This window comes from Echinicola soli (genome assembly GCF_006575665.1).
In the GTDB taxonomy this organism is placed as follows: Bacteria; Bacteroidota; Bacteroidia; order Cytophagales; family Cyclobacteriaceae; genus Echinicola; species Echinicola soli.
The window spans coordinates 5,244,775-5,260,902 of the sequence record NZ_CP041253.1 but is presented as its reverse complement, the minus strand read 5'-3'; the positions used below and the strand labels follow the sequence as shown (position 1 = coordinate 5,260,902).

Annotated in this window: 13 protein-coding genes; all 13 read left to right on the top strand. The window is 38.3% G+C overall.

Annotated elements, in window-relative coordinates; translation table 11 throughout:
- Positions 1 to 3: 3 nt before the first annotated feature.
- The 13 genes from FKX85_RS20305 (at position 4) to mobC (ending at position 15,789) form a co-directional block, all read left to right on the top strand.
- Positions 4 to 1,440 (top strand): hypothetical protein, encoded by a 1,437-nt coding sequence (locus FKX85_RS20305; protein WP_141616460.1) that lies wholly within the window; start codon positions 4 to 6, stop codon positions 1,438 to 1,440.
- Positions 1,441 to 2,820 carry an O-antigen polymerase gene (locus FKX85_RS20300; RefSeq protein WP_141616459.1) on the top strand — a complete coding sequence of 460 codons (1,380 nt, stop codon included), beginning with the start codon at positions 1,441 to 1,443 and terminating at the stop codon, positions 2,818 to 2,820.
- On the top strand, positions 2,817 to 3,914 hold the full coding sequence (locus FKX85_RS20295; RefSeq protein WP_141616458.1) for a glycosyltransferase: 1,098 nt from the start codon (positions 2,817 to 2,819) through the stop codon (positions 3,912 to 3,914). The genes FKX85_RS20300 and FKX85_RS20295 overlap by 4 nt, the downstream gene beginning before the upstream one ends.
- Positions 3,915 to 5,012 carry a glycosyltransferase gene (locus tag FKX85_RS20290; RefSeq protein WP_141616457.1) on the top strand — a complete coding sequence of 366 codons (1,098 nt, stop codon included), beginning with the start codon at positions 3,915 to 3,917 and terminating at the stop codon, positions 5,010 to 5,012. It abuts the gene before it with no gap.
- Entirely contained in the window at positions 5,002 to 6,228 is a 1,227-nt protein-coding gene (locus tag FKX85_RS20285; RefSeq protein ID WP_141616456.1) for a glycosyltransferase family 4 protein, read from the top strand. The genes FKX85_RS20290 and FKX85_RS20285 overlap by 11 nt, the downstream gene beginning before the upstream one ends.
- Before the next feature lie 46 nt (positions 6,229 to 6,274).
- Complete coding sequence (locus FKX85_RS20280; protein ID WP_229239711.1) at positions 6,275 to 7,942, top strand: capsule assembly Wzi family protein; 1,668 nt, start codon at positions 6,275 to 6,277, stop codon at positions 7,940 to 7,942.
- Between the two features lie 47 nt (positions 7,943 to 7,989).
- A complete protein-coding gene (locus tag FKX85_RS20275) occupies positions 7,990 to 9,141 on the top strand; it encodes a glycosyltransferase family 4 protein (protein WP_141616454.1) in 1,152 nt (383 codons plus the stop codon).
- A gap of 177 nt (positions 9,142 to 9,318) precedes the next feature.
- The gene (locus FKX85_RS20270) at positions 9,319 to 10,536 is read left to right on the top strand and encodes an ISL3 family transposase (RefSeq protein ID WP_141616453.1); all 1,218 of its coding nucleotides are present in this window, start codon (positions 9,319 to 9,321) and stop codon (positions 10,534 to 10,536) included.
- 307 nt (positions 10,537 to 10,843) lie between these two features.
- Positions 10,844 to 11,770, top strand: coding sequence for a nucleotidyltransferase family protein (locus tag FKX85_RS20265; protein WP_141616452.1), 927 nt, complete (start codon positions 10,844 to 10,846; stop codon positions 11,768 to 11,770).
- A 151-nt stretch (positions 11,771 to 11,921) separates the two neighbouring features.
- The gene (locus FKX85_RS20260; protein ID WP_141616451.1) at positions 11,922 to 12,140 is read left to right on the top strand and encodes a hypothetical protein; all 219 of its coding nucleotides are present in this window, start codon (positions 11,922 to 11,924) and stop codon (positions 12,138 to 12,140) included.
- Between the two features lie 6 nt (positions 12,141 to 12,146).
- Positions 12,147 to 12,527: a hypothetical protein gene (locus tag FKX85_RS20255; RefSeq protein WP_141616450.1), complete on the top strand. Its 381-nt coding sequence runs from the start codon at positions 12,147 to 12,149 to the stop codon at positions 12,525 to 12,527.
- A complete protein-coding gene (locus FKX85_RS20250; protein WP_141616449.1) occupies positions 12,524 to 13,807 on the top strand; it encodes a relaxase/mobilization nuclease domain-containing protein in 1,284 nt (427 codons plus the stop codon). Before FKX85_RS20255 ends, FKX85_RS20250 begins: the two co-directional genes overlap by 4 nt.
- Positions 13,807 to 15,789 carry a conjugal transfer protein MobC gene (mobC, locus tag FKX85_RS20245; RefSeq protein ID WP_141616448.1) on the top strand — a complete coding sequence of 661 codons (1,983 nt, stop codon included), beginning with the start codon at positions 13,807 to 13,809 and terminating at the stop codon, positions 15,787 to 15,789. The genes FKX85_RS20250 and mobC overlap by 1 nt, the downstream gene beginning before the upstream one ends.
- Positions 15,790 to 16,128 lie beyond the last annotated feature (339 nt).

The following is a 16,128-nucleotide window of genomic DNA, read 5'->3' as shown; positions in this document are numbered from 1 at the left end:
GTTATGAATTTACTAAAGATATTGCTAATATTTTTACTTCTATCGTTGGGCGAAAGCAAAGGTAGATGTTCAACTATGGAATTAATTGGTCTTGATAATTTTGTCAATGGGTCGTCAAATGAAAGAAACGATAATTATATATTGTTAAAGGTTGAGGAGTTACCAGGTAGCGTTAGGAAAATTTATAGAGAATGGGATTCATTGAGCAATTTGTCAAAAAAGAAATTGTTTAACAAAATATTTGAAAAAGAAAAATATTGGGGTTATTTCTTTTCTAGTTGGGGAAGGTATGCATTTTATACTGAAAATTCAAAGGTGTTAAGAATTTTTAGTGAGGCTCTTCGTTTTGTTGAACAAGAATATAAAGTTGATCAGGTTATATTAACAAGTAGAGAAGTAAAGGAAGGTCATTGGTATAGAGAGACATTTGCGAGAAATATGAGACTTTTGCTTGATGCATATACCTTTACAAATGAAAGTTTTGTATTGGATATAATAGATAAGCAAACAACTATCTGGATGGAAAGAAATAAGAAAGTTAATGTTAGTGATTTCAATATTTATCCTTATAGTGCTAAATTGTTTAATAAAAGAAGTTCTGAAATTAATCCTAATCAAAATTTACAGATGGGACTAGTTTTATCCAAGTTATATTTGGATAGAAATAGTAAGTTTTATTTAAATGAAGAGGTTAAAGCATCTGCACTAGACGAAATTAACGCTGCTTTGAGTTTAGTAAAGGATGATGGTTTTTTCCCTTTGAATCAATATGCAATTGGGGTTGGAGACTCAAATTATGCAGGTCTTTCAACGATAATTTTATACCAACTTGTCCAGATTTGGGGATACCAAGAATGGCTTTCAACATTAAAAAAGGTTGGGCTATGGTTAGAAAAATCCTTTGATGAAGACCGTCCATGGAATACAAAGAAGGATGGGGAGGACTATCATTTTGATCAGTTTACAGCATTTAATTTATTTGGGAGAATTCCATCCTTTTATGCAGCTGGTATATCCTCTGACCGTGCCAAAGAATGGATGGAATTCATTGTTTCTAAATTTGAAGATTTTAATATCATTGATTTAAAACCTCGCTGGGACGAATTACAAACGATACCTGAATCTTATTATTCGAATGAATTAAGATCTTCTGATATTAAGGTACTTCCCCCCAAAATTTACGTGAGAAAGGAAAAGGAAATTATATATATCAACTTTGTGGCTACTGAAATAAAATCTATTATAATTAAAGATGTTGAATTAGATAAGATTGAGGATTTTGTTTTAGAAAATTTCACACTAAATACTGGCGATGAAATATCTGTATTAGATGGTCAAGATAATTTGGTAACCAATAAAATCTCTATTCCATTTACCGGAAATAATTTGAAGATAATTGTTACTGTATTTGATAATAATAATCCAATTAAGGATAAGTAGGTGCATTTAGTTTTAAGTTTACTAGTTTTTTCTTTTTCTTTTTTCCTGTTTAAAAAAGCATCAGGGGCAATGTCCCCCTTAAAGCTAAATATGATCTCTTGGATTTTTTATTTTGAGCTTGTTTTACAATATTTTATTTCGTCTCTATTTGTAATTCATGGAACCGATGAGCATTATTTAATTGGTAAGGTTTATGATGAATCTTCAAGACGCTTTGGATATTGGGCAATAATGTATACCATGATTTTTTTTCCTGCAGGTATGGTTTTAGCTAACTTTATTTGGAAAGCTAAACCAAAAGAACTTTTCCTGAAATATACTAAACAGGAAATTATTCCTTTATATAGTAGTAAAGATTCATTTTTAAGATTTCCGCTTTATTTTCTAAGTGTAATTAGTATTTCAGCTGTTTTATATACTTTTTTTGTGATGAAAGAAATTCCTCTTTTCAATATGTTTTCTGGCAATTCTGCGGTTGATTTAGCGGTTGCTAGAGAAGAGGTAGGAAGAGGCTTTCAGGGTAACTTTTTTGTAAGAAATGTTTTTGGTATTACTATAACTCCGATCCTTTCCTATATTGCATTTAGTTATTATAGAATGACTAAAACCAGATTTGATTTTGTTTGGTTTTTCACAATGTTTATCTTTTCAATTCTTATAGTTACTTATAATATTTCTAAAGCACCCATAGTTCTTTATTTTCTGGGATTTATTTTTTTTAGAGTTTTGGAAGTCGGAAAGGTGAATAAGAAAGTTCTTATATTTGGATTAGGAGGGGTCTTAATTCTATTAATAACATTCTATTCTTTTTTGAGTACAACTGAATTAGATTTTTTATTTGGATTAAGGTATGGTATTCCAGGAAGAATTCTTTTTAGTCAAAGTGCTGCTGTATATTTAACCTTTGACTCCTTTCCTAATTATTATGATTTTTTAGGGATTAGTACTTTTTCTGATTATTTGGCAACTTTTGGGATTAACCCTTCCGAACGTTCATCAAGATTGTTAATGGAAAGATATTTTTCTAGTAGAATTGAAAATGGTACCGCAGGTGTTTTAAATACCCTTTTTATTGCTGAGGCCTATGCTAATTTTGGAATAGTAGGATTGGCATTAGCCCCAACCTATGTAGGTTTTTTGATTCAGACCATGTATGTTTTTTTTCTTAAGATGAAAAAAACACCTGTATTCTTAGGACTTTTAACTTATTTTTCGTACAAGGGAGGGGTGAGCGGTGGATTTAATGAATATGTTTATAACTCCGGGTTGTTTATCTTAGCTTGTGTGATAATTTTTCTTTTTTTACAGGCTTCATATTTTAAGTTTTTTTTTAGTAAGAAGATGACTAGAAAAGTAAATCTGAGGAATAAGATTTTATGAAAATAATTTTCCATTTACCGTTTGAGCCAGATAAGTCCCGGCATTCAGCAAGTCAAATAAGACCATTCAAAATGATTGAAGCTTTTGAATCAAATGGCTTTGAGGTAGTTGTAATTCTGGGAACTTCTAGTACTCGAAAAAAACAAATTACAGAGATTAAGCAAAGAATTATAGATGGAGAGAAGTTTGATTTCGTGTATTCAGAAAGCTCCACAATGCCTACAATGCTTACAGATTCGCATCACTTACCTACTTATCCTTTTTTAGATTTCTCTTTTTTTGCATTTTTAAAAAGGAACCAGATACCTATAGGACTGTTTTACAGGGATATTCATTGGAAATTTGAACATTATAAAATCAACAGTTTTAAGAAGGTTGTAACAAACATATTTTACAAAATTGATTTGATATTCTATAGGTTTCTTCTCGACGTATTGTTTTTGCCATCCACAGAAATGGGGGGGTACATTCCTGAATTAAAATCTCTAACTAAGATATCACTTCCCCCAGGTTGTGATATTTCCCCTATAAGAAATATTAAAAGATCTGATAAGAAAAAATCTGTTAATATTCTTTATGTAGGTGGGATTGGCGATTTATATAATTTACAAATGCTTTTAACGACCCTTTGTAATTTAAAAAATAAAAGGATTCAATTTACACTTTGTACTCGGGAGACAGATTATGATAAATTTAAAGATTTATATCAAAAGTATTTTGTATATGAAAACATTCATTTGGTTCATGCCAATGGACAAGAGCTCACTAAATTGTACGAAGAAAATGATATATGTTGTTTGTTTGTGAAGCCAACTGAATATTGGAATTTTGCTATGCCCGTTAAGTTATTTGAATATATTTCATATAAAAAACCTATTTTGGCCGTTAAAGGTACTGCAGTCGGAAATTATGTAGAGGAGAAAGGTATTGGCTGGGTATTGGATTACAAGCCTGACCAATTGGAGCTGTTTTTTTACCATATATTAAGTAATAATTTTAGGGATATTTTTCACCAAAATGTACAAAGGACAGCCAGAGGAAACACTTGGAAAAGCAGAGCTGCTTCCGTTGCTAACTCATTAATTAATTCGTAAATGAGAATATTGTTATTAAGCGATGCCAACTCTATTCATACAGTAAGATGGGTAAAGGGATTAAGTTTATTAGGGTTAAGCATAGGACTCTGGTCCATTAATAAACCAAATTCAGGTTTATATGATGGTTTAGAAAATGTTAAGATTTATTATTCAGACTTAAATCAAAGTAGGTTTGGGATAATTGCTAAGTTGAAATATCTAACTTTATTTTTTTCTTTAAAAAAGGCAATTAAAGATTTTGAACCTGATTTAATTCATGCTCATTATGCTTCAAGTTTTGGATTGTTAGGTGCTTTGTCTGGTTTTAAACCTTTTTTATTATCAGTTTGGGGAAGCGATGTATTTGAATTTCCCAACTTTAATTTTTTATTTAAAAAGGTTCTTAAATATAATTTCAAAAAAGCTGATTTTTTGATGTCTACCAGCCATGCCATGGCTGATGAGGCATCGAAATATACTAAGAAAAAATTTGCAATTACACCATTTGGGATAGACCTTGATTTTTTTAAACCTAATGGCCTTGTTAAACAATCTTCATTCACCATTGGGACGATAAAAACCTTAGAGGAAAAATATGGAATAGATCAATTGATTGATGCTTTTTATATTTTTAGGAATAAATATCCTAAAGAATCTCTTAAGTTAATGATTGTTGGGGAAGGATCTCGTAAATCTTTTTTGGAGAGAAAAGTAAAAAAATTAGGTATAGGAGAATTTTGTGAATTCAAGGGAAAGATAGAATATTCAATGGTGCCTTTTTTTCATCAACAATTGGACATTTGCATTTGTTTATCAAATAGTGAAAGCTTTGGGGTTTCTGCTATAGAAGCATCATCGGTTGAGACACCTTTAGTTGTTAGTAATGTAGGGGGATTACCCGAGGTTGTAGAACAAGGTGTTACGGGTATTGTGGTTCCAGCAAAGGATCCTCAGAGTGCTGCTGATGCCATTGAAAAGTTGTATTTGGACAAAGCTTTAAGAGAGAATATGGGAAGAGAAGGTAGAAAGAGAGTTGAAAAACTATATGATTGGAATAAAAATTTAGCTGATATGGTGAATATATACAGAACTGTCTTAAGGCAAAATGAGAGATAAAAAAACTATTTGGATTATTAATCAGGATGCCACTACCCCTGAAACGGGTTATGCAGGAAGAAGTTATTATTTGTCTGAAGAATTGTCTAAACTTGGCCATAAAGTTTATTTAATTGCTGGGGGGTTTTCTCATCTTCATTTTAACTCACCTGAAGTTAAGAAAGCATTTGATGTAAGAAAGGTATCAACATTCAATTTTGTTTGGTTGAAATTACCTTCTTATGCTAATGCTCATAGTAAAAAAAGAATTTTGAATTGGTTCTTATTTGCATTCAAAATAAGTAGATTAATTAAACAGTTATCTCACAAGCCAGATGTAGTTATTTATTCTTCTCCTCCTTTAATAGGATTTTTGGGAGCATTATACATAAAAATAAGATCAAAGGCGAAATTAGTTTTTGAAATAAGGGATATATGGCCACTCACTCTAAAAGAAATAGGCGGCTTTGAATCATATAATCCCCTGATTTTACTAATGTCTCTGATAGAAAAATTAGCTTACAGAAAATCAGATTTTGTAATATCGAACTTATCCAATGCTTATAAATATTTGAAAAGGTTTAATATTGATAAAAAAAAGTTTTTGTGGATTCCCAATGGCATTTCATTAAATGAATTGAGTAAATGTACTCCGTTAGATGATTGTGTGAATAACCTCATACCAAAAGATAAGTTTGTAATTGGATATTCTGGTACATTAGGAGCTGCAAATGCAATGGAGTTTTTTATTGAAGCAAGTAAGAGATTGAGGAATAATAAACGAATTTTTTTTGTGATCGTAGGGACAGGAAAAGAAAAGGAGAATCTAAAATCTTTAGTAATGGGAAATGAAAATGTTATTTTTCTTGATCCAATCCCCAAAGAACAAATTTATTCATTGCTTCAGCGGTTTGATGTTTGCTATATAGGTTGGAGAAATCATAAATTATATGATTATGGTATAGGAGCAAATAAATTACCAGAGTACCTTTGTTCTAAAAAACCAATAATTCATTCGTATTCAGGTAAAAAGGATATTGTTAAGCTTGCCAAAGCTGGAATTTCACTTCCTTCAGAATCAGTTGAAGAACTGGTTAAGGCTTTTGATTCTGTATCTAAATATCAACAAGATTATTTGGATGAATTAGGAAGAAATGGTTATGAATATGCAATGCAAAATTTAACCTATAAAAGCCTGGCTCCTAAACTTATTAATTCGATTTATAGTAATCTCTAGTATAAAAACTATTATGATAAGGTGTTTTCTGATAAACCTGGTCGGAATGTTAATTTTAGGCAATTTTTCTTACGGACAGTCTATTCCTGTTGGTTTTCCTGTGTTTGAAGAAGCTCTACGTAGAAAGCAATTGTTAGGTGAATTAGATTCTACTATCGGTTTTAATCTTCGTCCGATTCAGCCAAGATTTTTTAATGACCAAGGAATATATAATAATTACCTTTTTTATGAAGTAGAAAATAACCTTGGAGAAATCCATCGAAATACTGCTAATAAGTATTTTGCTTATTTGCCATTAAGAAACTGTCTGGCGTATAATTCAGACAGGCCTTATGCCTGGGGAAATGGTTCTATGATTCCCAATGTTGGCTTTCAGAATATGTTGACTGGAGGCGTTGCCGCAAAATTCCATTTTATCAATATTCAATTGATGCCTGAATGGGTATGGGCACAAAATAAATCCTATTTAGGATATCCAAATAGTTATTCTGATGAAGTAAATGCATCAAGGTATTATTTTTGGAATCAAAATGATACCCCAGAACGTTTTGGGAATCATTCTTATACCAAATTTACTTTAGGCCAATCCAAAATTACTTTAAACTACGGCTCCTTTGAAATAGGAGCGTCCACAGAAAATATCTGGTGGGGTCCTGGACAATTTAATGCACTTATTTTTTCTAATAATGCCCCGGGATTTCCCCATTTAACGTTAAACACAACTAGACCTGCCCGAACTTTTTTGGGGTCATTTGAAGGGCAATTAATTATGGGGAAACTGAAGCCTTCCGGGTATGCTCCAAGTCAGTGGGAAAGTTTAAACGATGAATATTTCAATCCTTTATCAGAAGATTGGAGATATCTAAATGGAATTTCTATTTCTTATCAGCCTAAATGGGTGCCTGGATTATTTTTGGGAATAAACCGCACTTTCCAGCAGTACAGTGGGGATAAAGGGAATTCTTTTGGAGATTGGTTTCCGATATTTGAAATGTTTACTAAGAGTGGACTGTTTGAGGACGGAAATTCTGTAGATTATGATGAACAAGCACAAGATCAGCAGGTTTCTGTTTTTGGTCGTTATGTGTTTACAAAAGCAAGAGCTGAATTATACTTTGAATATGGAAGAAGGGACCATGCATATACAGATCGTGAATTTGTACTCAATCCAGAACATGCCAGAGCTTATTTGTTAGGGTTTAATAAATTGTTTAAACTACCTTATAAAAATCAATTAATTCAGCTTAGGGCAGAAATGACCCAACAACAAGAGTCAGTTAATAGATATATAAGATACCGTGGGGTGAAAGGGGGAACTTCATGGCATACCCACTATCAGGTAAGAGGGTTTACCCATTACGGACAAACTTTAGGGGTTGGAATAGGAACCGGAAGCAATGTTCAGACGGTAGAAGTGTCTTTGATCGATAAGTTGAATAAATACGGTATTGTCCTAGAGCGCTTGGCAAACCATCAGGACTTTTACTATAAAGGACTGGGCCAGCAAGAAGAAAGACAGCCCTGGGTAGACCTTTCTTTAGGACTCCTATTTGATTACCAGTGGGATCGTTTTTTACTAAGTTCGCGCCTTCAAATGATCAATGGATTGAACTATCAGTGGCAGCTGGATCCGTCCAGTACTGAGGAATTTCCAGTAGGTAAGGATAAATTCAGTGTGTTTGCACAGGCGCATTTGATTTATTTATTAAAATAGCGATATTTATAAAATGCATTGTTTCACGGTGATGTAGGGAGGTTTATATGAATGTACTTTTTTCCTTTATAGCGGCTTTTTGTATGGGACTGGCCATTTTCCCTTTTGTGATAAAGTGGATCAAGGGAAGCAATTTAATGGATTTGCCTGGAGGAAGAAAAATCCACAAAGAGGCTATCCCATCTATGGGAGGTTTAGGTATATTGACAGCATTTTCTTTAAGCATCGTATTTGGCCTTTCCCAAATCCCTTCGAACAGGTATCAGTATTTATTGATTAGCTTAGGGATATTGTTTTTGATAGGTTTTTTAGATGATTGGAAGGGATTGTCAGCATTCCATAAGTTGATCGGACAGTTAGTTGCATTTGGATTGGTTGTAGTGTTAGGAGAAGTGAGGCTGGTTAGTTTTTATGGGTTTTTAGGCGTAGGGGAACTCCCTCTTTGGATTAGTTATAGTTTGTCAGTTTTCCTTTTTGTGGGCCTCACCAATGCCTATAATTTGGTTGATGGATTGGATGGACTTGCGGGGACTCTGGGATTAATTTCATGTAGTTTTTTAGGTACATGGTTTTTGTTTACCAACCATGTTATAGAAGGGACAATATGCTTTATTATGACAGGAAGTCTGTTGTCCTTTTTGGTATATAATTGGCACCCAGCCAGGATCTTTATGGGAGACACTGGATCGCTACCTGTTGGTTTTTTTATTGCTGCTTTTTTACTACTTTTTGTTCAGTTTAACGGAAAGCTACCAGATTATTCACCTTATAAGTTTCACGCACCTATCACAACAGGGCTTATGCTGATGGTTGTTTGTTGTTATGATACCTTGCGGGTAATTGTGAGGAGGTTAAAAAGGGGGAAATCTCCTTTTTCTCCTGATAAATCCCATGTCCATCACTTCCTGATGAGAATGGGATATCGACATGATCAGGTAACTCTTTTATTGGGCGGAATTAAATGCGTACTTATCATTTTAGCGTTGTTCCTAAGGGGTGGACAAGATATTCTTTTATTGCCAGGATTTACTTTACTTATTGTGGCATTGGGTAGTATGCTTAATGCCATTACACTAAAAAAGGTAAGGATAAAAGTAAGAAACTCTCCACGTGTGCTTGCTAAGTCACCTTTTACTGTGCAAAAGATCCATAAAGAATATAAAGAAGAAGTCAGAGATGACCCATCTTTTGAGGTATAGGGGAGTCCGTATTGAGCTAATATACAGTGAAGAATGAGATTGCGTTTCTGGTTACTTTGTGGATAATGTGGATTTCTTTGAAATAGGCATTACTGAGAGAGTTGATTTTTTAGGCTCTAAATGATTTAGTATGGCTAAACGTGCTAAACACTGTGGCTACTTGTTTATGTTTGTAGGATGAATAGTACACAGATTTTTGAGATGGCATTAGGGCTTGAGAAGCCTTGGTACGTAAAGGAGATTAAAATGGACCAAGCCGAAGGTGCTGGGCATGGCCAGATAGATATTTACCTTGATTTTGAAAAGGGCCATAGGTTTGCGGGTGGCAAGGTGTATGATACGATGGAGCGTATGTGGCAGCACCTCAACTTCTTCCAACACACCTGCTTTCTCCATGCCCGGGTTCCGCGGGTTGAAAATTCTACAGGAAAGGTGGAGACCGTACAGGTTCCCTGGGCACGTCCTGGGAGCGGTTTTACCCTTTTGTTCGAGGCATTTGGGATGTTGCTTATAGAGTCTGAGATGCCGGTCAACAAAGCTTCCGGTGTGCTGGATATTTATCCCCAGCGTCTTTGGAACATATTTTCCTACTGGATCAAAAAAGCCTACAATTCGGACGAGCAATCAGGGGTAAAGGTGCTTGGCATTGACGAGACCTCTTCAAAGAAGGGCCACCGTTATGTGACCGTAGCGGTCGATATGGAGGAAAGACGGGTTGTCCATGCGGTTCCCGGAAAAGGTGCCGACACCATTGGTTGCATCCAGCAGCACCTTGAAGCCAGGGGCTGTGAGAAGGAGCAGATAGAACAGACCTGTATCGATATGTCGCCCTCCTTCATTTCCGGGATATTGGAACACTTTCCCAAAGCCTCCATCACCTTTGACAGGTTCCATGTGGTCAAGATCATCAATGAGGCCATGGACAAGGTCAGGAAGCAGGAAAGGCATGAGTTTGGCATGCTGAAAGGCTACAAATACAACTTCCTCAAAAACGACAAAAACCTCAGCCAGAGCGGAAAAGAGGCAAAATACAATATACTCACCCTGTTTCCCACCATTGCCAACGCCTACAGGTTAAAGGAAATGTTCAATGAGTTCTGGTCATTTAAGAGCATGGAGGAGGCGGGTGGATACCTGACCTACTGGTGCGATCTGGTCGAGGAATCAGGGATACAGCCGTTCAAAAAAGCAGCCAAAACATTATTGGTACATTGGACGGGCATAGTCAATTATGCGGAAACAAAACTCAACAACGGAATTCTTGAAGGGATCAATTCAAAAATTCAGCTGGCCAAGAAGAGGGCCAGGGGATATAGAAATATCGACAATTTCATTAACATGATCTATTTCATTGCAGGTAAGCTCAAATTTGATTACCCACAGTATTCCATATAGAACCATTTTTTATTGCTCCTTGTAAGGGACTAAACCTCACCTAGCCTCTCCTAGGAGGAGAGGGATCGTTTTGTATAGAATGAGGAGGTTCCTTTGAAATAGAAATAATCGTTTCTCAAAGAGTTGATTACAGTCCCCCTTTCAGGGGGCTAGGGGGTAAATAAACTTTTTCTACCAGTAGAGGAACCGTCTTCTGAATACAGAGAGATTTTGCAAACAAAGCTGTGAAAAAATAGGCTCTTATTTCCCCTTTTTAGGGGGAAGGGGGTAATACCACAACAACAGACCCTAATAAACAAAATATATAATGCAAACAACAAAACCAACACTTTTGATATTGGCTGCGGGTATGGGCTCGCGGTATGGGGGAAACAAGCAGATTGATGGCTTTGGCCCTAATAACGAAACCATTTTGGAATATGCCATTTACGATGCCATCCAGGCCGGGTTCGGCAAGGTGGTGTTTATCGTAAGGACAGAGATCCTTGACTTGGTAAAAGACCGTTTTCTCCAGAAGATAAACGATCAGATCCAGGTCGAATTTGTGATCCAATCCCTCACCAGCCTGGTACCTGCAGCTTATCAAAACCCTGAACGTACAAAACCCTATGGTACCGCCCATGCGGTGCTCTGTGCAAAGGAGGTCATTCAAGAACCTTTTGCCGTGATCAATGCGGACGATTTCTATGGTAAGGAAGCCATCGACCGATTGGGTGCCTTTTTGACCCAGCCTCAAGCCGATAACCAACATTGTATGGTGGGCTATGCCCTTAAAAATGTCCTTTCGAAGCACGGTACCGTCAATCGCGGGGTATGTGATTCAAATAGTAAAGGAGAACTGACGGGCATGACCGAGCGGGAAAAAATAGCCCGTGAAGATAAGAAGGTTGTCAGCCGAATGGGAGAGGATGTCCTTGAGATCGATGAAAATACTCCGGTATCGATGAACTGCTGGGGCTTCCAGCCTTCTTTCTTTGCAGAGACCGAAAAGCGATGGAAGGTATTTCTGGAAGAGAGCAAGGACAATATAAAAGCAGAATTCTATATTCCCACCGTGGTGAACGACCTGATTGCAGATCGGCAAGCCTCGGTCAAGATTTTGGAAGGGGGAGAGACTTGGTTTGGGGTGACATATCCTGATGACAAGGAGACTGTCGAAGAAGCACTATCGGCCCTGCACCAGCGAGGTGTTTATCCAGTAAGACTGTGGGAGCAGGAAAAGGTGGGAATGTAGCTAGAGGGGCCAATTAATTATATATTGGACGAAAGCCATTTGCGAAAGCGAATGGCTTTTTTTATGACCATTTTTACAGGACTCCGGTGCAAATGGTGAAATTATGTTCCTTCTGTTTGTGAATTTGGCCATGAATCAAAAACGATTGATCATGGCACAATATAAAACAACATCATTAAACAATGTCATTTCCTTACCCCCACATGTTGAAGAGGTAAGGTCCTTTTTTATCCAGCAATCGGTCCCTGTTTCCGAGGCCGAAGTGTTTTATTTTTATTATCAGTCCACCGGATGGCATAAGGAAAACGGAATGCCACTGGGCAACTGGAAAGAAGCCGCACTAGACTGGTTGTACAACCTCGAAAATTAGTTTGTAATGGCAACCAAGCAAAAGACGGAAAAAGTAGTGGTGATGTCCAAGATATCCATGGAGCGCTACCGGGAGCTGTTGGGACTGCTCTCAAAATCCACCAACCTTTCAATGAGTGCGCTGATCCGGCAAATCCTGTCCAACAAGCCCATTACCTGTAGGACACATGATCAGACTTATGATCTTGTCATGGAAAGGATGAGCTCCATTCAGATGGAAATCCAGGAAATAGGAGTAAACGTAGATCAGGTGGTCCATGACTTTTTGGTCAACAGTGATGCCCCCAGAAGGCGGAAATTGGCCAAACGGTTAGAAGGGAAGGTGAAGGAGGCTCTGAGAAAATTGGAAGATTTGGAGAACGTGGTAAAGGATCATTTCAAGCAATGATGGCAATAATAAATGTGGGCAGGAACATAAATGACATCCTGTATTACCATTTTAAGAAAATTAATCATGGAATTGCCCAATTAATCACTATCCACGGCTTTGGGAGCATTGGAAAGAACATGGGCCAAAAGAAGTTGAACCAGCATTTTAGGTCTTTTACCTTTAGGAATAAAAGGGTAAAGGTTAATGCCATCCATATCTTCCTGCATTTTTCCCAAAAAGATCAATTGGAAAAGAGTCAACTGCGCTACATCGCACAGCAATACATGAAGCGTATTGGTTACGGTAAACAACCTTATTTGGTGTTCAACCATATAGATAGTTATTGTCCCCATTTACATATCCTCAGTACTACCATTACCAAAGAGGGGAAACGCTTGCAAACCCATCATTTGGGAAAGACCTTGTCTGAAAAAGCCCGTAATGAGCTGATAGGAGAGCTGGGACTGCATTATTCTCCTTCGGCAAATGGGCAGCTTCCGAATTCACCTTACCTGGAAAAATTGGAATACGGTAAAATGGAAACCATAGGGGCTATAGAAGGGATCATCAAGGGAGTATTGCGCCAGTATACATTTGGCTCCATAGCGGAATTTTCAGCCATTTTGCGCGAATTTAACGTGGGGTTGGTCCAGGGCAAAAAGGGAGGGGTGATGTGGCGATACCGTGGGCTTGCCTACTGTCCATTGGATGACCGCGGCAAACATAAAGGGGGCCCTATTAAGGCAAGTATCCTTTCCCCATGTCCCATATATAAAAACCTGCTAAAGTACATTAAGAAAAATGGTCCTGGTTTACCCGGGAAGGTGGCTAAGGCTCAAGGCCGTTTTTTGGGGATCCAGAATGAAATTGGAAAAAATGAGCTCGAAGATCTCGATAGGATACTCCATAAAAACGGATTTGCGATCAACGCCCAAATGGACAGGGAATCGGAAAGAAAAAGGGCAATAGGCATTGACCACCTTAACAGGACAACCTTTCCTTTTTCGAAGAAATTATTATGGTCTCTTCCTAGAACTGTGGTCGCAAAATTGGAAGAGAGATACTCCTTGGTACAAAGAGGGGCGGGTGAAAGGAAAAACAAGAACTTGATTTCTGGGATGGTGGTCTCTACCTACAGGGAGGGTGAACTTGAAAAGGTACCGGTCTGGAAGCTGGAAGAAACGCCAATGCTCCTTGATATTTTTGAAAGGGCGAATAGGTTATGGGCGATCCAACCGAAGGGTTCTTTGCCACTCCAAAGGGCAAAAAAAGCTAAGTTGTCACCAAATCGATCATAATGGCTACAGGAGAAAACCAACAGGCCCTTCGTAAGATCCTTGACCTTACACGCAAGATCAGCATGGCCATTTTGCTTATTCACTTTTACCTGACCCTGCCATATGTCTTTTCCAAATGGGGCTTTTCATGGCCCTTCCTAACAGTTTTGGTGGAGAATTTAGGGAAATTGCCTTTTCTGGGCAATGCCCTTTATGCCAAGATCTTTTGTTTGGGATTGCTCTATGTCAGCCTGTTGGGTGCCAAAGGAAAAAAAGATACAACCATTAAATGGCTGCCTGCTTTGATTACCATGGTGCTGGGAAGTGCCTTGTTTTTTGTGGCAGTTTATTGGAAGACAATAGTGCCGGACCCATTGGTTTTTGGCTACTGTTATTTGGTGTCCATGGTGACAGGCTACCTTATGGTTCTGTGGGGAGGGGGAAGGCTGTCCCGTTATTTGAAAGACCAGGGCAGTAAGGATGTGTTTAACCATGACAATGAAACCTTTCCCCAGGAGGAACGACTTCTTGAAAATGAATATTCGGTGAACTTACCGGCCATATATCGATTGAAACAGAAGAGCAGGACCAGCTGGATCAACATTATCAATCCTTTCCGTGCCCTGTTGGTCCTGGGAACCCCTGGTTCCGGGAAAAGCTATTTTGTCATCCGCCATGTGATCACCCAGCACATTGCCAAGGGCTTTTCCATGTTTATCTATGACTTTAAGTACGACGACCTTTCCCGTATTGCCTATAATGCCCTGCTAAAAAACAGATCGGCCTATAACATAGCACCGACATTTTATACCATCAATTTTGATGACCTTTCCCGCAGTCATCGCTGCAATCCCTTGGAGCCATCCACCATGCTGGACATCACCGATGCCAGTGAGGCTTCACGGACCATTATGATGGGCCTCAACCGGGAATGGATCAAAAAACAGGGAGACTTTTTTGTTGAATCGCCCATTAACTTTCTTACTGCCGTAATCTGGTATTTGAAGCGGTACAAGGAAGGGAAGTATTGTACCCTTCCCCATGTCATTGAAATGATGCAGGTAGAATACGAGAAGCTGTTCTCGGTGCTGCGATGCGAACCAGAGATCGAAGTGCTGATAAACCCCTTTGTATCTGCATTTATGCAAGGGGCTGCAGAACAATTGGAAGGCCAGATCGCCAGTGCCAAGATCACCATGGCCCGCCTATCATCCCCCCAACTATATTATGTGCTCTCCGAAAGTGAATTTACCCTGGACATCAACAATCCGGAAAGGCCGAAGATCGTCTGCATGGGCAACAACCCGCAAAAGCAGCAGGTGTATGGAGCGGTGCTCAGCTTGTACATATCCAGGATCACCAAGCTGGTCAACCAAAAGAGAAAGCTCAAGTCCAGCCTGATCTTCGATGAGTTTCCCACCATTTATTTTAACGGGATCGATAACCTGATCGCTACGGCAAGGAGCAATAAAGTGGCTACCTGTCTGGGCGTACAGGATTATAGCCAGCTAAAAAAGGACTACGGCAGGGAGCAGGCAGAGGTGATCATGAACACGGTGGGCAATATCGTTTCCGGACAGGTGCTGGGTGATACGGCAAAACAACTATCGGACCGCTTTGGCAAGATCCGCCAGCCCAGGCAGAGTCGGTCAATCAATTCCAATGATACCTCGATAAGCCATTCGGTACAACTTGACCTTGCCGTACCCCAATCCACCATCGCTTCCCTGTCCTCCGGGGAATTTGTGGGACTGGTGGCCGATACACCCGACCAGCCCATGAAATTAAAGGGATTTCATGCTACCATTCAAAACGACCATGATGGAATCAGAAAGGAAGAAAACGGGTACCGGCCAATTCCTGCCTGCAGGAAACTCGAGGAACATGAAGTGGCCAATAACTATAAAAGGATCAAAGCCGAAGTTAGCGAACTGATAGAATCCGAGCTGGACAGGATGCTTGACAGCCCCGGCCTGGCAGGTCTGATTATCAGAAAGCGGTAAAGGATGTCTGGGAAATGTGTGTTATCTGAGGTTTGCCATTTCAGGAATACTGGAAATAGGGTTTTAGGGACAATTTGTTAAACCCACAAATTTTATGATCGTTTAAACCAGTTATATGGATAGGGACAAAACGCCGGCACGTTCTTTTGTAAAGTAAAGTCCGGTCCAGGTAAGGTGTCTTTTGTTTGCCTGAGTTGTCAGCGAGTGCAAAAAGACGCTAAGGACAAGTTTTAACTGACCGGAATTAAAGAGGATTTACCGCCGGTTTCTATAATTGGTTTTTATTGGAAAATATGGTTCTTTAGTGTTATGGTCCATTTGTAGTTGATGAGGAGTAAA